Annotated in this window: 19 protein-coding genes; 4 read left to right on the top strand and 15 right to left on the bottom strand. The window is 60.8% G+C overall.

The annotated features are described in order from the left end of the window. Positions 1-68 precede the first annotated feature (68 nt). The 8 genes from recG to exbB form a co-directional block, all read right to left on the bottom strand. Positions 69-2,144 (bottom strand): ATP-dependent DNA helicase RecG, encoded by a 2,076-nt coding sequence (recG, locus tag ACLBW8_RS09280; protein WP_221295902.1) that lies wholly within the window; start codon positions 2,142-2,144, stop codon positions 69-71. Between the two features lie 8 nt (positions 2,145-2,152). Further along, the gene (locus ACLBW8_RS09275) at positions 2,153-3,073 is read right to left on the bottom strand and encodes a hydrogen peroxide-inducible genes activator (RefSeq protein ID WP_003213305.1); all 921 of its coding nucleotides are present in this window, start codon (positions 3,071-3,073) and stop codon (positions 2,153-2,155) included. A gap of 113 nt (positions 3,074-3,186) precedes the next feature. Further along, positions 3,187-3,717, bottom strand: a complete 531-nt coding sequence (locus ACLBW8_RS09270; RefSeq protein WP_064454732.1) for an iron transporter — start codon at positions 3,715-3,717, stop codon at positions 3,187-3,189. Further along, positions 3,714-4,541, bottom strand: coding sequence for an FTR1 family iron permease (locus tag ACLBW8_RS09265; RefSeq protein ID WP_128589680.1), 828 nt, complete (start codon positions 4,539-4,541; stop codon positions 3,714-3,716). The genes ACLBW8_RS09270 and ACLBW8_RS09265 overlap by 4 nt, the downstream gene beginning before the upstream one ends. A 3-nt stretch (positions 4,542-4,544) precedes the next feature. Beyond that, positions 4,545-4,880, bottom strand: a complete 336-nt coding sequence (locus tag ACLBW8_RS09260) for a cupredoxin domain-containing protein (RefSeq protein ID WP_064454730.1) — start codon at positions 4,878-4,880, stop codon at positions 4,545-4,547. A gap of 164 nt (positions 4,881-5,044) precedes the next feature. Continuing rightward, positions 5,045-5,794 (bottom strand): energy transducer TonB family protein, encoded by a 750-nt coding sequence (locus ACLBW8_RS09255; protein ID WP_064454729.1) that lies wholly within the window; start codon positions 5,792-5,794, stop codon positions 5,045-5,047. Then, a complete protein-coding gene (exbD, locus tag ACLBW8_RS09250) occupies positions 5,791-6,216 on the bottom strand; it encodes a TonB system transport protein ExbD (protein ID WP_017526806.1) in 426 nt (141 codons plus the stop codon). Before exbD ends, ACLBW8_RS09255 begins: the two co-directional genes overlap by 4 nt. Positions 6,217-6,222: 6 nt before the next feature. Further along, a complete protein-coding gene (exbB, locus tag ACLBW8_RS09245) occupies positions 6,223-7,203 on the bottom strand; it encodes a tonB-system energizer ExbB (RefSeq protein WP_447805211.1) in 981 nt (326 codons plus the stop codon). Positions 7,204-7,391: 188 nt separating this feature from the next. Between exbB and ACLBW8_RS09240 the strand changes: the two genes are divergently transcribed. Then, positions 7,392-8,243: an SDR family oxidoreductase gene (locus tag ACLBW8_RS09240; RefSeq protein ID WP_447805210.1), complete on the top strand. Its 852-nt coding sequence runs from the start codon at positions 7,392-7,394 to the stop codon at positions 8,241-8,243. A gap of 124 nt (positions 8,244-8,367) precedes the next feature. Here ACLBW8_RS09240 and ACLBW8_RS09235 read toward each other — a convergent pair whose 3' ends face one another. From ACLBW8_RS09235 to ACLBW8_RS09210, 6 genes are all read right to left on the bottom strand, one after another. Next, positions 8,368-9,111 carry a hypothetical protein gene (locus tag ACLBW8_RS09235; protein WP_447805209.1) on the bottom strand — a complete coding sequence of 248 codons (744 nt, stop codon included), beginning with the start codon at positions 9,109-9,111 and terminating at the stop codon, positions 8,368-8,370. Between the two features lie 56 nt (positions 9,112-9,167). Beyond that, a complete protein-coding gene (locus ACLBW8_RS09230; RefSeq protein WP_447805208.1) occupies positions 9,168-9,548 on the bottom strand; it encodes a RidA family protein in 381 nt (126 codons plus the stop codon). A 24-nt stretch (positions 9,549-9,572) separates the two neighbouring features. After that, positions 9,573-11,678 carry a bifunctional GTP diphosphokinase/guanosine-3',5'-bis pyrophosphate 3'-pyrophosphohydrolase gene (gene spoT / locus ACLBW8_RS09225; protein ID WP_053258667.1) on the bottom strand — a complete coding sequence of 702 codons (2,106 nt, stop codon included), beginning with the start codon at positions 11,676-11,678 and terminating at the stop codon, positions 9,573-9,575. 60 nt (positions 11,679-11,738) lie between these two features. After that, positions 11,739-12,002, bottom strand: coding sequence for a DNA-directed RNA polymerase subunit omega (rpoZ, locus tag ACLBW8_RS09220; RefSeq protein WP_003176920.1), 264 nt, complete (start codon positions 12,000-12,002; stop codon positions 11,739-11,741). A gap of 167 nt (positions 12,003-12,169) precedes the next feature. Continuing rightward, positions 12,170-12,790, bottom strand: coding sequence for a guanylate kinase (gene gmk, locus ACLBW8_RS09215; RefSeq protein ID WP_010168203.1), 621 nt, complete (start codon positions 12,788-12,790; stop codon positions 12,170-12,172). A 10-nt stretch (positions 12,791-12,800) separates the two neighbouring features. After that, positions 12,801-13,664, bottom strand: a complete 864-nt coding sequence (locus tag ACLBW8_RS09210; protein ID WP_064454725.1) for a YicC/YloC family endoribonuclease — start codon at positions 13,662-13,664, stop codon at positions 12,801-12,803. A 217-nt stretch (positions 13,665-13,881) separates the two neighbouring features. Between ACLBW8_RS09210 and rph the strand changes: the two genes are divergently transcribed. After that, entirely contained in the window at positions 13,882-14,604 is a 723-nt protein-coding gene (gene rph / locus ACLBW8_RS09205; protein WP_003213280.1) for a ribonuclease PH, read from the top strand. Between the two features lie 22 nt (positions 14,605-14,626). Continuing rightward, on the top strand, positions 14,627-14,995 hold the full coding sequence (locus tag ACLBW8_RS09200; RefSeq protein ID WP_064454724.1) for a DUF4870 domain-containing protein: 369 nt from the start codon (positions 14,627-14,629) through the stop codon (positions 14,993-14,995). Between the two features lie 72 nt (positions 14,996-15,067). Here the strand turns inward: ACLBW8_RS09200 and ACLBW8_RS09195 are convergent, their stop codons facing one another. Then, positions 15,068-15,847 (bottom strand): exodeoxyribonuclease III, encoded by a 780-nt coding sequence (locus ACLBW8_RS09195; RefSeq protein ID WP_003195493.1) that lies wholly within the window; start codon positions 15,845-15,847, stop codon positions 15,068-15,070. An 82-nt stretch (positions 15,848-15,929) separates the two neighbouring features. Here ACLBW8_RS09195 and pyrE point away from each other — a divergent pair, with 82 nt between their 5' ends. Then, positions 15,930-16,574, top strand: coding sequence for an orotate phosphoribosyltransferase (gene pyrE, locus ACLBW8_RS09190; RefSeq protein WP_053258663.1), 645 nt, complete (start codon positions 15,930-15,932; stop codon positions 16,572-16,574). The last annotated feature ends 60 nt before the right edge of the window (positions 16,575-16,634 follow it).

The raw sequence follows: 16,634 nt of genomic DNA, 5'->3' as shown, positions 1-16,634 counted from the left end.
CAATTTCTTACAGTCATCGAAGTATAACCAGCTTGATACAACTGTTGGTTGGATAAGTGAGTCAGGCGTCACACTTGGCCGTATTGCTGCCCATGCCTGAGCCAACGATCGAGCAACGGGCTGACGTGATCCGGCCAGCGCTCAAGCAGCGCTTGCGCCGCATCACGCACGGCGGGCAAGAGGTCGGCGTCGCGCATCAGGTCGGCGACCTTGAATTGCAGCAGGCCGGTCTGGCGGGTGCCGAGCATTTCGCCGGGGCCGCGCAGTTCAAGGTCTTTTTCGGCGATGATAAAACCATCGTTGGTTTCGCGCATGATGCCCAGGCGCTGACGGCCGATCTGTGACAGCGGCGGGTGGTAGAGCAGCACACAGTGGCTGGCTGCGCTGCCCCGGCCAACGCGGCCGCGTAACTGGTGCAGTTGGGCGAGGCCCAGGCGCTCGGGGTTTTCGATAATCATCAGGCTGGCGTTGGGCACGTCCACACCGACCTCGATCACGGTGGTGGCCACCAGCAGTTGCAGGTTGCCGGCCTTGAATTCGGCCATCACGGCGGCTTTTTCCGCTGGCTTCATGCGGCCGTGGATCAGCCCGACCTTGAGCTCGCCCAAGGCACTGGTGAGGTCTTCATAGGTGGTTTCGGCGGCCTGGCAGGTCAGTTCTTCGGACTCTTCAATCAGCGTGCACACCCAGTAGGCCTGACGCCCTTCGGCGCAGGCGCCGCGCACGCGCTCGATCACTTCCACACGCCGCGTGTCGGTGACCAGCACGGTGTTGACTGGCGTGCGGCCCGGCGGCAGCTCATCCAGAATTGACGTGTCGAGATCGGCGTAGGCGCTCATGGCCAGCGTGCGCGGGATCGGCGTGGCGGTCATGATCAGTTGATGCGGGTTCATGCGCCCGCCCACACCTTTCTGGCGCAATGCCAGGCGCTGCTGCACGCCGAAACGATGCTGTTCGTCGATAATCACCAGTGCGAGGTTCTTGAACTGCACTTCGTCCTGGAACAACGCGTGGGTGCCCACCACCATCGGTGCACCACCGGCGATCTGTTCCAGTGCCGCCGCGCGGACCTTGCCCTTGAGCTTGCCCGCCAGCCACGCCACTTCCAGGCCCAGCGGTTCGAGCCAGCGCTTGAAGGTGATGAAATGTTGTTCGGCGAGGATCTCGGTGGGCGCCATCAGCGCCACTTGGTAACCGGCTTCCAATGCTTGCAAGGCGGCGAGGGCGGCGACCACGGTCTTGCCCGCGCCCACATCGCCCTGGATCAGCCGCAGCATCGGTTCGTGCTGGCTGAGGTCATAGGCAATTTCATTGCCCACACGTTGCTGGGCGCCCGTTGGCGCAAAGCCGAGGTTGGCCAGGTATTGCGCCGGCAGGCGCGTGGCCTTGGGCATCGCGGGGGCGCGCAGCGAACGCATGCTCTCGCGCAGGCGTTGCTGAGACAGCTGGTGGGTCAGCAGTTCTTCGAAGGCCAGGCGGTGTTGTGCCCAATGATGACCGAGCGCGAGTTCGTCGACATCGGCATCGGCTGGCGGGTTGTGCAGGTAGCGAATCGCATCGTCCAGCGGCGCCAGTTGATAGTCGCGGGCCAGTTCCAGGGGCAGCCAGTCGGGCAGGCTTTTCGGGCCGAGCAGGGTCAGGGTCTGCATGCACAGTTGGCGCAGGCGTTGCTGTGTCAGGCCTTCGGTCAGCGGGTAGATCGGCGTGAGCGTGGTATCGACCGGAGGCGGCTCGTCGCCGGTGATAGCGCGGTACTCCGGGTGATAGATTTCCAGGCCCGAGGCGCCAGGCCGGGCTTCACCGTAACAGCGCACGCGGGTGCCACGCTTGAGGCCTTCCTTTTGTGCATTGCTGAAGTGATAGAAGCGCAGGCTCAGCCCGCCGGTACCGTCCTGCAGCCGTACGACCAGACTGCGGCGCTTGCCCATTACCACATCGGCACCGCTGACGGTGCCTTCAACCACGGCGTCCTGCCCCGGGCGCAACTGGCCGATGGGCACCACACGTGTGCGGTCCTGATAACGCAGGGGTAGGTGAAACAGCACGTCCTGGAGGTTCTCCAGGCCGACCTTGGCCAACTTCTCGGCCATGGCTTCACCGACACCTTTGAGTGCCGTCACCGACACTCGCGACAGCTCAGTCATACGCTTGCTTAGCTCGCAGCAGGCGGCTTGGCCACCGAGCACAGGCGGATCGAGTCGGCGAGGATCTCAATGGCCTTGGGCCGCGGGAAGCTGGCACGCCAGGCAATGGCCACGGTACGGAACGGCACGGGCGGCGTGAGTGGGCGCACAGCAATCACGCCAGGGGCGTAGTGATGGCTGTCGACTGCCGACAGCGGCAGGATCGAGATGCCCAGGCCGGAAGCCACCATGTGCCGAATGGTTTCCAGGGAGCTGGATTCCACGGTGGTGTGCTTGGCGCCGTCGTTGCCCTTGGTCAGGGTCGGGCAGGCTTCCAGTACCTGGTCGCGGAAGCAGTGGCCTTCACCGAGCAGCAGCAAGCTCTTGTCGTTGAGCAGGCCGGCGTCGATGGTGTCTTTCTGTGTCCACGGGTGTGAGGCCGGCATCAATACATAGAACGGCTCGTCGTAGAGCGGCAGGGTCAACACGTCTGCCTCGTTGAACGGCAGGGCGATGATGATCGCGTCCAGCTCGCCGTTGCGCAGTTTGTCGCGCAGTACGTGAGTGAAGTTTTCTTCGATATACAGCGGCATCTGCGGCGCAACGCGGTGCAGTTGCGGGATCAGGTGCGGGAACAGGTACGGGCCGACGGTATAGATGGCGCCGACTTTCAGCGGTGCGGTCAGCTGGTTCTTGCCGGCCTGGGCCAGCTCGCGAATGCTTTGGGCTTGTTCCAGTACCTTCTGGGCCTGGGCAACAATGCCTTCGCCCACTGGCGTGAGGCGCACGGCGCTCTTGCTGCGCTCAAAAATCAGCACACCGAGTTCGTCTTCAAGCTTTTTCACGCCCACCGACAGCGTCGGCTGGCTGACATGGCAACGCTCGGCCGCATGGCCGAAGTGCTGTTCTTGGGCGAGGGTCACGATGTAGCGTAATTCTGTAAGAGTCATAGCGGGCGTCCATGAGGTTGCGGGCCAAGCATACCGGCTGCAATCGATAGACGCACGTTATCAGACACGGTGGTGTTTACGACACCCAGTAATCGAGTGTCGTAAGTACGCGTTTAGCTCTGTGGGTACTTGAATGTAAAGGTTTCGGTGAAGGGAGACCACCACTCGGGCACACCGGTTTCTTTGTCGACATGGTGGAAGAAACCCTTGATTTGCGGGCTTTCGTAGCGCAGTACGACGGTGTAGGTGCCAGGGCCGTCCATCTTCACGTTGTTGGCGTAGTGTGCGCCGTCTTTGGCGACCATTGGCAGCAGGGTGCCAATCTCCTTGTAGTCCGGCGCGCCTTGCTTGACCAGGGAGTACGTGATGGTCAGGTACGGTACCCATTCTCCGTTGGCCAGGCCGTACTTGTTGTCGGCGGTGGCGTGGACGTCGGTTTCCAGGTGCACTGAATCCTTGCTCATGACCATGCCTGGCGGCATAGGCGCCATCTCAATGCCCACCAGATAGGACGATGCGATTTCCATGTCGTTGGCTTGTACCGGCCCGCCAATCGGGTATTCGCGGGCCTGGGCCAGGGCGGATACGGACGCAGCGCCGACGAGCACCAGCGCGGTGGCCAATGGTTTACTCAGGTATTTCATGTGGCAGCTCCTTTGGAGGGGGAACGTGAATGAATCAATCGATTACCCGTGACCAGGAGTAGCAGCGTGACCACCCAGGCAACCAGCTGAACACCGAGCGGTCGATCGGTGTAGCCCACCAGCGCTTGCAGCGCTCTGCCGGTGAGGCTGGCATCGGAAACCAGCCAGGAGGTGTCCCAGAGCTGATAGCCCCAGGCAGGAATCAGGTCGATACCGGCCAGTATCGCGGCCGCGCGCCCGGCCATACCGGCGGCGAGCAGGGCGATCATCCAGGCGGTAATCGAGAACAGGCGCTTGAGGCTGACGGCGATCAGGCCGCGATACAGCAGCCAAGAAAGCGCTGCACCGGCGATGATGCCGAGTACGCCGCCGGTCAGCATTGTGAGCGGGTCGGTCTGGGTCGAGGCGGCAATGCCATAAAGGAACAGCACGATTTCCGAGCCTTCGCGCAACACCGCCACGGTGATCACGACGGCCAATGCCCAGAGTGATTTTTCGCCACGCAGTACGGCACTGCCAGCGCTGCGCAGTTGAGTCGCCAATTCACGACCATGGGTGGCCATCCACAGGTTGTGCCAGCCGAGCATGATGACCGCGACAATCAGAATCGCCGCGTTGAAGATTTCCTGACCGAACCCTTCCAGCGCCTGGGTGATTGCTCCGGTGAACAGGGCGAGGAGGCCTGCACCCAGCACGCCGGCGGCGATCCCGCCGCCGATAAACAGGCCGCGTCGTGCCAGGCCCTGAGTGGCGGCCATGATAATCCCGACCACAATCCCGGCTTCCAGCACTTCACGAAACACAATCAATAAACAAGCGAGCATGGCCTACTCCTTCGGCGCGACGGCGGTGACCGTGCCTTTGGCCTGGTCCGGGTGGTAGTCATCGAAGAAGGTGTAGGTGCCGGGGTGCAGCGGGCCGGCGAAAACGGTGACGGTGTTGCCGGGAACGATGATCTTCTCGAACTTCATGTCATAGCTTTCGAACTCATCGACGCTCTCGTCATGACTGGTGAGCTGGATGCGAAAACGTTCGCCCGCCGGCACCTCGATGCTCGAGGGTGTGAAGGTGTGGTTTTGAATGCCCACTGTGACCAGTCGATCCGCATGGGCGGCGACAGGTAGCGCGAGCAGGGCGAGAGTCAATCGGGCAAGGTCGGGCATGCCGAATATCCACTAATGAGAACCATTCGCGAATAATTAGCTTCGTATTGAAATGTTACAAGTGAAGATCGAGCGCACGCTTAACCTGTTCAATCTCTGTTCAGGTTTGAAGCGATGGGAGGGGGAAAAGCAACCGTGGGCACCTGGAGTGCCCACGGAGAGGGTTATCGGCGACGCTTTTCGATGTTGTAAACAAACGGCGCGACGATTTCGACGCTGCCACCTTTCAACATATCGGCCGGTGGCTTGGGCAGTGGCTGGGCACGACGGATCATGTCCAGGGTCGCTCGGTCCAGGTCAGCGTTGCCGGAGCGGCCGACCAACTCGTAAGACAGCACGTTGCCTTCGGCATCGACTACAAAGCGCAGGCGGTTCAAACCTTCCTTGCCACGCTGTTGGGCACCTGGCGGGTACTTCTTGTACTTCTGCAAGTGCGCCAGCAGGGTGCCTTCCCAGGAAGCTTTGGCCGCTACCTGTTGTGGCGATGGGCCAGGAGCTGGCTGCGCCGATTTTTCAGCCGGTGTGTTGGTTGGTGGGGTTTCGCTCGGCGGCTCCTCGGAAGGTTTTTCCTTGGGCGGCTCGGGCTTCTTCTCCACTGGCTTGGGTGGCTGAGGCTTCGGTTTGGGCTTGACCGGCTTGGGTACCTGGATTGTTGGCTTGGGCGCCTCGGCCATTTTCGGCAGGGGCAGCTCTTCCACCGGTGCCGGCGGCTGCGGCGGCGTAATCACCTTGGGCGGTGCCGGCGGCGGCGGTGCGGGCATTGGCGCCAAGTCGATGACCATGGCCGCCGGTGGCAGTTGCACCGGATGTGGCGCGGACCATTGGAGCGCGATGATGATCGCGACGGCATGCACGCCCAGCACGACGGCGAGGCTGGTGCCATAACGCGTCAGTTTGTGGCGCGTCGTGATCATTTCTTGGCTGCCGTCTCAAGTCCGACCAGGCCTACCTTGAGGTAGCCGGCTGCCCGCAGGGCATCCATCACGCTCATCAGGTCGCCGTAGTCCACGCCCTTGTCGGCCTGGAAGAAGATCGTCGTGTCTTTCTTGCCCTGGGTCTTGGCGTCGAGTACCGGGCCCAGGGTTTCAGTTTTGACTTCTTCTTCGCCCAGGAACAGGCGCTGGTCCGCTTTGACGCTGAGGAAAATCGGTTTTTCCGGCCGCGGCGCAGGTTTTGCGCTGGACGCGGGCAGGTCGACCTTGATGTCCACGGTGGCCAGCGGTGCCGCCACCATGAAGATGATCAGCAGCACCAGCATCACGTCGATAAACGGCGTGACGTTGATTTCGTGGTTCTCGACGAGTTCGTCGTCGCCTTGATTCAAATGCAGGCCCATGGCCGATTACCCCACTTTCACCATGTGCGGTTGCGAGCTGCGCTCGGTAGGCAGGTGATCGAGGTCGCGGCTGACCAGCAGCAGGACTTCTGCCGATGCGTCCGATACCTGGGCCTTGTAGCCGGCAATCGAACGGGCAAAGACGTTGTAGATCACCACCGCAGGAATCGCCGCAACCAGGCCCAGGGCCGTTGCCAGCAGGGCTTCGGCGATGCCGGGGGCAACGACGGCGAGGTTGGTGGTCTGGGTTTTGGCGATGCCGATGAAGCTGTTCATGATGCCCCACACGGTACCGAACAGGCCGACGAAAGGCGCGGTGGAGCCAATGGTGGCCAGTACGCCGGTGCCGCTGCTCATGTTACGGCCACAGGCTGCAACCAGCCGCTCCAGGCGGAAGCTGACGCGTTCCTTGATGCCTTCTTTTTCGCGGGTGTTGGCCGACAGGCGCATTTCTTCCAGCGCGTCCTGTACCAGCAGGTTGGCCAGGGTGCCCTTCTTGGTCGCCGTTTCGCTGGCTTGCTTGAGGGTGGTGGCCTTTTTCAGGTGGACGATTTCAGTGCGCAGGCGGCGCTTGGCGCCCAGCAGCTCGAAGCCCTTGGCGATCCAGATGGTCCAGGTAATGATCGAAGCGATGGCCAGGCCGATCATCACGGCTTTCACCACGATGTCGGCGTTTTGGTACATGCCCCATGGCGATAGGTCATGGGCCATGCCCAAGGTGTTGTCTTCTTCGAGTACCACACCGGAGTCTTCGACAGGCGCTGGGTTTGCAGCCTGGGCAGGGTCGGTAGCGACCGGCGCTGCGACAGGCGCACTCGGGGTTGCAGGCGTGTGCTCGGCAGCAGCCGGAGTGGCTGGGGCGGTGGCATCAGCGAATGCGGCGGTCGGTGCCAGCAGTACGCTGAACAGCAGCGCAGCAATCGCACGCCAGGCGCGGGATGGGCTGTGAAGCTTGGTTGGCGAAGCGGGGTTTGTATTACGTGTCATGCTGGCCGGACCTGAGAGAGAAATGAGTGATCGTCCTGCCAGACCCTTGGAGGCCGAGGACAAATGGGGGGGTTATTATTGCAAGTAATTCTTGTTAACAAAAGTAATACAGTTACTTAATTTGTCCTTTTGCTGGCCGCTGGTCATCTCTGGCGGCTAATCTGCGCCTTTAAGAATGGAGTTTTGTGATGTCTGCGCCTTCTGTTGTAATTGCCGGTTGCGGCGATGTGGGTAGTCGGCTGGCTAGCCAATTGCTGGCCTCGGGATGGGAGGTTCATGGTCTGCGACGCGATATCTCGCGGCTTCCCGACGGTGTAATCGGCATTGCCGGCGACCTGTTCAAAAAGGATTGTCCTGACACCTGGCCGATCGGCGGGGTGGATTACCTGGTGTACTGCGCTGCTGCCACGGACCACGATGAAGCCGGCTATCGCGCGGCGTATGTGCAAGGGTTGCAGCATGTATTGGAGTGGCTGGGCGACTACGGCCAGGAACCCAAGCACCTGCTGTTTGTGTCCAGCAGCAGTGTGTACGGCCAGCAGAATGGGGAGTGGGTCGACGAAACCTCCGACACCCTGGCGAAGGGATATTCGGGCCAGGTGATGCTGGAGGCCGAGCAAGTGGCCCTCAACAGCGGTATTGCGGCGAGTATCGTGCGGTTGACCGGGATCTATGGTCCCGGCCGCGAATGGCTGTTGACCCAGGTGCGCCAAGGCTATCGCGTGGCGGTTGATCCACCTTTATATGGCAACCGGATTCATGCGGATGACGCCGCTGGCTTGCTCGCCTTTTTGTTGCAGCATGTGGAGCAGGGCGGTTCGCTGGATAAGATCTACATCGGCGTCGACGATGCGCCTGCGCCATTGGCGGAAGTCGTGGGCTGGTTGCGCGAGTACCTGGGCGTGACCGAGTGGGCGGATGACGCAAGTGTACGGCGGGCTGGTAGCAAGCAATGCAGCAATGCCCGAGCCAAGGCGCTGGGCTGGGCGCCGACGTATCCGACCTATCGCGAGGGGTATGCAGCGATTCTAAAGGGCTAAACGCGATTAAAAAATGTGGGAGCGGGCTTGCTCGCGAATGCGGTGGTTCAGTCACTGATGATTTGACTGTTACACCGTATTCGCGAGCAAGCCCGCTCCCACATTTAGATTTGTGTTTGGCTGCCTATTTTTTTTCAAGCAACCACTGTCGCGGGCCGGGTGTAAACGAAGGTACTTCGTCCGTATGCGCGGTGTTCACCGCCTGGAAAATTTCCAGCTGCTTGCCTTTGCGCACGAAGATCCACGGGTTGCCCTGGCCGTTCAGTTGCAGCCAGATACTGTCATAGCCACCGCTCATCGAGGCGCAGTCTCCCGCCAGGCACAGCGAGTACCGGTCGACGCCTGGCAGGCCAGCGACCTTGCCGTCGGCCTGGAACTGTACCGTGGCACCGTCGCCGTTGCCGTCGGTAATCTTCCAGTCGCCGCCCATATAGGCCGCATACAGCGCCCGCTCGAAGTTGGCGCCCAATGGCGCGCCCTCCGGGGCTGGGTCTTTGGCGCGGGCGAACACTTGTTCTGGCTCGTTATCGTTGGCCACTTGCAGCAGTTGTTTGCCCTTGCGCTTGAGTTCGGTGGCCGAGCTGCCGTAGAACTCGACGCTCCAGGCGCCGGATTTCTCACCCAGCAACTTGCCTTCCGCTACTTCAAAACCGTTGTAGTAGCGTGCCTGCGAAGCCTTGGTGTTGACCTCCCACTCGAGGTTCGGGCCAAAGGATTGCAGGGCTTCACGCAAAGGGCCGCCCTTGGCTGCCGCGTTGATGGCGGCCTGGTTGATCCAGGTGCCGCTCACATCCAGGTCGGCGGGGTTGCTGGCGCAGCCGCCGAGCAACAGGGCGAGCAACGAAGAGGCTACAAGCGCTTTGCGCATTACGAAATCCTTCTGAAACGAAGTCGGCGCAGCCCTTGGGGGCTGCGCCGGGTGTTTTACTCGATGACCAGAATCGCGTCCATCTCAACCTGTGCGCCTTTGGGCAAGGCAGCAACGCCGATGGCGGCGCGGGCTGGGTACGGCTGTTCGAAGTACTTGCCCATGATCTCGTTGACCTTGGCGAAATGGCTCAGGTCGGTGAGGAAGATGTTCAGCTTGACGATGTCCTTGAACGAACCGCCAGCGGCTTCGGCCACGGACTTGAGGTTTTCGAAGACTTGTACGGTTTGTGCTTCGAAGCCCTCAACCAGTTCCATGGTCTTTGGGTCCAGCGGGATCTGGCCGGACATGTAGACGGTGTTGCCCGCCTTGATCGCCTGGGAGTAAGTACCGATGGCGGCCGGGGCCTTGTCGCTGGCGATAACAGTCTTGGTCATGAGTGACTCCTTGTAAGAGAACGGCTATGCACGCATGCGGGTGATGCGGATCACTCCCGTCAGGGCGCGCAGTTTCTTGATCACGCGGGCCAGGTGCACGCGGTCGTGCACGCTGACCACCAGCTGGACCACGCTGATGCGGCCATCGCGCTCATCCATGCTGATTTTCTCGATATTGCCGTCGGCCGCGTTGACGCTGCTGGCCAGCAGGGCGATCAGGCCGCGCTGGTGCTCCAGCTCCACCCGCAGCTCGACGTTGAATTCGCCGGTGACATCCTTGGCCCACGAGAGCTGGATGCATTTTTCGGGGTTGTGACGGATTTCGCTGATATTGCGGCAGTTGTCCAGGTGCACCACCATGCCTTTGCCGGCAGACAAGTGGCCGACAATCGGGTCGCCCGGGATCGGCGTGCAGCACTTGGCGTAGCTGAGCACCAGGCCTTCGGTGCCGCGAATGGCCAGCGGGCCTTCGGGGCTTGGCAACTGCTCGCCTTCGCCGAGCAGGCGGCGGGCGACCACATAGGCCATGCGGTTGCCCAGGCCAATATCTTCCAGCAGGTCTTCGATGGTTTCCTGGCGGTACTCGTGGAGCATCGCTTGCACGCGCTCGGCCGGGATTTTTTCGAGGGCGCTGTCGAATCCGTTGAGCACCTTGTTCAGCAGGCGTTCGCCCAGGCTGATGGATTCGGAGCGGCGTTGCAGTTTGAGCGCGTGGCGGATGTGTGTCCGCGCTTTACCCGTGACCACGAAGTTGAGCCAGGCCGGGTTCGGGCGCGCGCCGGGTGCACTGACGATCTCGACCGTGGAGCCGCTTTGCAGCGGTTCGGACAGCGGCGCGAGACGACGGTTGATCCGACAGGCAATGCAGCTGTTGCCGACGTCGGTGTGCACCGCGTAGGCAAAGTCGACCGCCGTGGAGCCTTTGGGCAGCTCCATGATCCGGCCTTTTGGCGTGAATACGTAGACCTCGTCCGGGAACAGGTCGATCTTCACGCTTTCGATAAATTCCAGGGAGTTGCCGGCACGTTGCTGCATTTCCAGCACGCCTTTGACCCACTGGCGGGCGCGGGCATGAGTGCCTTTGGGTTGCTCGTCGCCACTGGATTTGTACAGCCAGTGGGCGGCGATCCCGTTGTTGGCCATTTCTTCCATTTCCCGCGTGCGGATCTGGATCTCGATCGGCACCCCGTGCATACCGAACAGCGTGGTATGCAGCGACTGATAGCCGTTGGCCTTGGGAATGGCGATGTAGTCCTTGAAGCGGCCTGGCAGGGGTTTGTACAAATTATGTACAGCGCCCAGCACGCGGTAGCAGGTATCGACCTTGTCGACGATGATCCGGAACGCATACACGTCCATGATCTCGTTGAAGGCCCGGCGCTTGCCGCGCATCTTCTTGTAGATGCCGTAGATGTGTTTCTGCCGGCCGCTGACCTCGCCTTCAATCTCGTCGATCGCCAGGCAATGGCTCAGCGACTCTTCGATCTTGTTGACGATTTCCTTGCGGTTGCCACGGGCGCGCTTGACCGCCTGGTAGATGCGCGCCGAACGCATGGGGTGCATGGCCTTGAAGCCGAGGTCTTCGAATTCGATACGGATGGCATGCATGCCCAGCCGGTTGGCGATGGGCGCGTAGATTTCCAGGGTTTCCTTGGCGATGCGCCGGCGTTTTTCACCGGACAGCACTTCCAGCGTGCGCATGTTGTGCAGCCGGTCGGCCAGCTTGACCAGAATGACCCGAATGTCGCGGGCCATGGCCATGGCCATCTTCTGGAAGTTTTCTGCCTGGGCTTCGGCCTTGGTCTCGAAGTTCATCTGGGTCAGTTTGCTGACCCCGTCGACCAGTTCGGCCACGGTTTCGCCAAATTGCGCGCTGAGCGCTTCCTTGGCGATGCCGGTGTCTTCAATCACGTCATGCAGCATCGCAGCCATCAGGCTCTGATGGTCCATGTGCATGTCGGCCAGAATATTTGCCACCGCAAGAGGATGCGTGACATACGCCTCGCCGCTACGGCGGCGTTGGCCGTCGTGGGCTTGCTCGGCGTAGAAATACGCTCGGCGGACCAGGTTGACCTGGTCTGGGCCGAGGTAGGCCGATAAGCGATCGGCGAGGGCGTCTATGCTCGGCAAAGTGTTAACTCCTGCCGTTGGCTGTGACCCCGCGCCGTGCTACGTCGACCAGGCATAGGCTTAGACGGCCTCGTTGGACTCGTCCTCGAACGCTGCAAACAGCGGTTCGTCTTCAACGATTTCGGCGTTGGCGATGAACTCGTAGCTCATCAGGCCTTCAGCGATTTCACGCAGGGCTACAACGGTAGGCTTGTCGTTTTCCCACTGGACCAGGGGCTCTTTGCCGCCAGTGGCCAATTGACGGGCACGCTTGGTAGAGAGCATGACCAGCTCAAAGCGGTTATCCACGTGTTCTAGGCAGTCTTCAACGGTTACGCGGGCCATGGTATTCCTCGGAGCGAATGCAAGATGCGCGCTGCCCGGTTGGGCGAGCGGACTAAACAGTTTAAAAAATCACCAGCGTTTAGGGAAGCGCTGATTTTTCGCAGACCCTCGCAAAACCGCTACAAGTGCCAATGTAAAGCCCTAGCAGCGGTTTTGGGAAGAGCCAATCAACCGAGCAGTTCGGCCAATAATTTACCGAAACGCTGTTGTTGGCGCTTTTGCTGGAGCTGATTGGTGCGAAAAATCGCCTTCAAATCGTCCAGGGCATGCGCAAAATCGTCGTTGATGATCAGGTAGTCGTAGTCGACGTAGTGGCTCATTTCGCTGACGGCTTCACGCATGCGGCCTTCGATGATCTCGTCGCTGTCCTGGCCACGGTTGGTCAGACGCTGGTGCAACGCTTCGAGCGACGGCGGCAGGATGAAGATCGAGCGCGCCTTGGGCATCAACTGACGCACTTGCTCAGCGCCTTGCCAGTCGATTTCCAGGATCAGGTCGTGGCCTTCGTCCAGGGTCTGCTGCAAATGGCTTTGCGAGGTGCCGTAGAGGTTGCCGAAGACTTCGGCACGCTCAAGGAAGTCGCCGTGTTCGATCATCTTCACGAACTCGGTGCGCTCGACGAAGTGATAGTGCACGCCGTTTACTTCACCCGGGCGCATGGCGCGAGTGGTGTGCGAGACCGAGATGCGGATTTGCTCGTCAGCGTCGGTCAGGGCCTTGACCAGGCTGCTCTTGCCCGCGCCCGAAGGGGCGGAAATGATGTAAAGGGTGCCGGTGCTGTGGGTCATGGAGGTTGCCTTACTCAATATTCTGTACTTGTTCGCGCATCTGCTCGATCAACACCTTGAGGTTGACCGCGGCCGTGGTGCTGCGCGGATCAAACGCCTTGGAGCCCAGTGTATTGGCTTCGCGGTTGAGTTCCTGCATCAGGAAGTCCAGGCGCCGACCGGCGGCACCGGCGGACTTGAGCACGCGGCGCACTTCGAGGATGTGGGTGCTCAGGCGGTCGAGCTCTTCGGCCACGTCACTCTTCTGTGCCAGCAGGACCATTTCCTGCTCCAGGCGCACCGGGTCGAGGTCGGCCTTCATGTCGGTGAAGCGGTCGAGGACCTTCTGGCGTTGGGTGGCGAGCATCTGCGGCACCAGCTCGCGCAGGGTGACTACGTCGGCTTCGATCGAAGTCAGGCGCTCGTTGATCAGGCGGGCCAGTTCGGCGCCTTCACGCTCGCGACCGGCCTTGAGCTCCTTCAAGCCCTGCGTGAACAGGGCGAGGGCTTCGGCGTTGAGGGCTTGCGGGTCGGCGGCGTCGGCCACGAGTACACCGGGCCAGGCCAGCACTTCCAGAGGGTTGAGTGCGGCGGGCTGCTTGATCAGGCCGGCGATGGTTTCGGCGGCGGCAACCAGTTGCGCGGCGCGGTCGCGGTCAACTTGCAGTGGCTTGCCGGTGGTTTCCTCGGTAAAGCGCAGGGTGCATTCCAGCTTGCCACGGGAGATGCCCTGGCGCAGCGCTTCACGCACGGCGCCTTCGAGGTCACGGAAGGACTCGGGCAGGCGCAGGTGCGGCTCCAGGTAGCGGCTGTTGACCGAGCGCAGTTCCCAGCTCAGGGTGCCTTGGACGCCGGCTTTTTCGACGCGGGCGAAGGCGGTCATGCTGTGCACCATGGAGGTACCTCGCGATGCAGTCCCACAAATGCGGACTGATGGGTAAATTGAAGCCGACAGGCTGCGAAGGCGCAGGATTGTAGCGCAGTGGGGCGAGCGCGCCCAAACAATGGGCAATAGGCTAGCCATTCGTAACCGAATTTTTTAGAAGTGCCCCGAATCGGTTCGCGGCTCTATAATGCTCGGCAGTTTTTCGTCCTCCGTACAGGTATCCCCTATGAAACGTCCAAGTGGTCGCGCTGCCGATCAGCTCCGCTCGATCCGCATCACCCGCAACTACACCAAACACGCCGAGGGATCTGTACTGGTCGAGTTTGGCGATACCAAGGTTATCTGCACCGTCAGCGTCGAAAACGGCGTGCCGCGTTTCCTCAAGGGCCAGGGCCAGGGTTGGTTGACTGCCGAGTACGGCATGCTGCCGCGCGCCACCGGCGAGCGTAACCAGCGTGAAGCCAGCCGCGGCAAGCAAGGCGGCCGTACTCTGGAAATCCAGCGTTTGATCGGTCGCTCCCTGCGTGCCGCCCTGGACATGTCCAAGCTGGGCGATGTCACCCTGTACGTCGATTGCGACGTGATCCAGGCTGACGGCGGCACGCGCACCGCTTCCATCACCGGCGCCATGGTGGCCCTGGTCGATGCACTGAAAGTGATCAAGAAGCGCGGCGGCCTTAAGGGCGGCGACCCACTCAAGCAGATGATTGCTGCGGTGTCGGTCGGCATGTACCAGGGCGAGCCTGTGCTGGACCTGGACTACCTGGAAGACTCGGCTGCCGAGACCGACCTGAACGTGGTGATGACCAGCACCGGTGGTTTCATCGAAGTGCAGGGCACCGCCGAAGGCGCGCCATTCCAGCCGGCCGACCTGAACGCCATGCTGGCCCTGGCCCAGAAAGGCATGACCGAAATTTTCGAGCTGCAGAACGCCGCACTGGCTGACTGAGTCGGCTTCAAGGAGAAACGCCATGAATGACAGCCAACTACCCGTGCCTACGCCTTCCTACGAAGTCCGTCAGGGAGCCATGTTGTGTCATTTGGCGGCGTTTCTGGGGTTTGTGTTCCCCTTCGGCAGCGTCGTAGGGCCGCTGATCCTGTGGCAGATGAAAAAGGAAGTGGACCCGTTCATTGATGATCAGGGTAAGGAAGCCTTGAATTTCCAGATCACTGTGGCCATCGCCTGGATGGCTTGCATCGTGCTGGCTTTCGCGGTCATCGGTTTTTTCCTGATGTTTGCGCTGGCAATCGCCACCATCGTGCTGACGATCATCGGTGCGATCAAAGCCAACAAAGGGATCGCCTATCGCTATCCCTTGACCTGGCGCGTGGTCAAATAACGCGGGTTCAGCCGACAGGCATCCACAAAAAAACCGACAGCGATGTCGGTTTTTTTGTGCCTGGGAAAGACCTCAGATGGTCAGTGTCCAGTCGTAGTCCACGATCAGTGGTGCGTGCTGCGAAAAGCGTGGCTGGCGCGGCAGGCGTGCGCTGCGAACAAACCGGCGCAGACCTGGGGTCAGCAACTGGTAGTCGAAACGCCAACCCAGGTTGAGCATCTCAGCCTGTTCGTTATCTGGCCACCAGCTGTACTGGTCGCCTTCACGGCTGACTTCGCGCAGGGCATCAACATAGCCCATGTTGCCGACAATCTCGTCCATCCAGGCACGTTCTGGTGCCAGGAAACCCGGGGATTGCTGGCTGTCGCGCCAGTTCTTGATATCCAGCTTCTGTTGCGCCACGTACAGCGAGCCACAGTAAATGTACTCGCGACGTTTGCGTCGCTGTTTATCCAGATAACGGGCGAAATCGTCCATTAGCTTGAACTTCTGGTTCAAGTCTTCATCGCCGTTCTGCCCCGAAGGGAGCAGCAAGGTCGCGATGCTGACCTTGTCGAAATCGGCTTGCAGGTAGCGCCCGTAGCGGTCGGCTGTCTCGAAGCCGAGGCCGCTGATGACCGCCTTGGGTTGCAACCGCGAGTACAAAGCCACACCACCTTGGGTGGGCACTTCGGCATCGCAGGCATAAAGGAAGTAGCCATCCAGTTGGAAGGCTGGGTCGTCCAGTTCAAAGGCGGAGGCGCGGGTGTCCTGCAGGCAGATGACGTCGGCATTCTGTGCTTGCAGCCAACTGAGCAAACCACGCTCGACTGCAGCCTGAATACCATTGACGTTCACACTGATGATCCGCATAAATGGCCCCAAAAATCGCGTGCGTGTATGATACACGCCGTCTACCTAATTAGCTAAATCCGTGGTATCTGAGGCTTTTTTCATGCAGGCGTATCAACGCGATTTCATTCGTTTTGCCATCGATCGCGGCGTTTTGCGCTTCGGTGAGTTCACTCTGAAGTCCGGGCGCACCAGCCCCTACTTCTTCAATGCCGGCTTGTTCAACTCGGGCTCGGCCCTGGCTCAGCTGGGTCGTTTCTACGCGGCGGCCATCGTTGAAAGCGGTATTTCCTTCGACGTATTGTTTGGTCCGGCCTACAAGGGCATCCCGCTGGCGGCCGCGACTGCCGTGGCGTTGGCTGAACATCATGGGCTTGATCTGCCATGGTGTTTCAACCGCAAAGAGGCCAAGGCCCATGGCGAAGGCGGCAGCCTGGTGGGTGCTCCGCTTAAAGGCGACGTGCTGATTATCGACGACGTGATCACTGCCGGTACCGCGATCCGTGAAGTGATGCAGATCATCGCTTCCCAGGAGGGCGCCAAGGCGGCCGGCGTGCTGATCGCATTGAACCGCCAGGAGCGCGGCAACGGTGAGTTGTCGGCGATCCAGGAAGTTGAACGTGATTTCGGCATTCCGGTGGTGAGCATCGTGTCGTTGAACCAGGTGTTGCAGTTCCTGGAAGATGACCCGCAGCTCAAGCAGCATTTGCCGGCGGTCAAGGCGTACCGCGAGCAGTTCGGCGTCTGACACTGATTTCTCTGTGTGAGAGGGCTTGTGTGGGAGCGGGCTTGCTCGCGAAAGCGGTGG

Source organism: Pseudomonas sp. M5A4_2d (assembly GCF_053345295.1).
This window is presented reverse-complemented; position numbering and strand designations above follow the sequence as displayed.

Coding starts and splice junctions, on each gene's coding strand:
- gmk (WP_010168203.1), bottom strand. CDS start 12,790: ATGACCCACAGCACCGGCACCCTTTACATCATTTCCGCCCCTTCGGGC.
- ACLBW8_RS09195 (WP_003195493.1), bottom strand. CDS start 15,847: ATGCGGATCATCAGTGTGAACGTCAATGGTATTCAGGCTGCAGTCGAG.
- ACLBW8_RS09270 (WP_064454732.1), bottom strand. CDS start 3,717: ATGAAATACCTGAGTAAACCATTGGCCACCGCGCTGGTGCTCGTCGGC.
- ACLBW8_RS09210 (WP_064454725.1), bottom strand. CDS start 13,664: ATGGTGCACAGCATGACCGCCTTCGCCCGCGTCGAAAAAGCCGGCGTC.
- ACLBW8_RS09200 (WP_064454724.1), top strand. CDS start 14,627: ATGAATGACAGCCAACTACCCGTGCCTACGCCTTCCTACGAAGTCCGT.
- ACLBW8_RS09230 (WP_447805208.1), bottom strand. CDS start 9,548: ATGACCAAGACTGTTATCGCCAGCGACAAGGCCCCGGCCGCCATCGGT.
- ACLBW8_RS09265 (WP_128589680.1), bottom strand. CDS start 4,541: ATGCTCGCTTGTTTATTGATTGTGTTTCGTGAAGTGCTGGAAGCCGGG.
- exbD (WP_017526806.1), bottom strand. CDS start 6,216: ATGGGCCTGCATTTGAATCAAGGCGACGACGAACTCGTCGAGAACCAC.
- ACLBW8_RS09235 (WP_447805209.1), bottom strand. CDS start 9,111: ATGCGCAAAGCGCTTGTAGCCTCTTCGTTGCTCGCCCTGTTGCTCGGC.
- ACLBW8_RS09260 (WP_064454730.1), bottom strand. CDS start 4,880: ATGCCCGACCTTGCCCGATTGACTCTCGCCCTGCTCGCGCTACCTGTC.
- rpoZ (WP_003176920.1), bottom strand. CDS start 12,002: ATGGCCCGCGTAACCGTTGAAGACTGCCTAGAACACGTGGATAACCGC.
- ACLBW8_RS09240 (WP_447805210.1), top strand. CDS start 7,392: ATGTCTGCGCCTTCTGTTGTAATTGCCGGTTGCGGCGATGTGGGTAGT.
- ACLBW8_RS09255 (WP_064454729.1), bottom strand. CDS start 5,794: ATGATCACGACGCGCCACAAACTGACGCGTTATGGCACCAGCCTCGCC.
- ACLBW8_RS09275 (WP_003213305.1), bottom strand. CDS start 3,073: ATGACTCTTACAGAATTACGCTACATCGTGACCCTCGCCCAAGAACAG.
- recG (WP_221295902.1), bottom strand. CDS start 2,144: ATGACTGAGCTGTCGCGAGTGTCGGTGACGGCACTCAAAGGTGTCGGT.
- rph (WP_003213280.1), top strand. CDS start 13,882: ATGAAACGTCCAAGTGGTCGCGCTGCCGATCAGCTCCGCTCGATCCGC.
- exbB (WP_447805211.1), bottom strand. CDS start 7,203: ATGACACGTAATACAAACCCCGCTTCGCCAACCAAGCTTCACAGCCCA.
- pyrE (WP_053258663.1), top strand. CDS start 15,930: ATGCAGGCGTATCAACGCGATTTCATTCGTTTTGCCATCGATCGCGGC.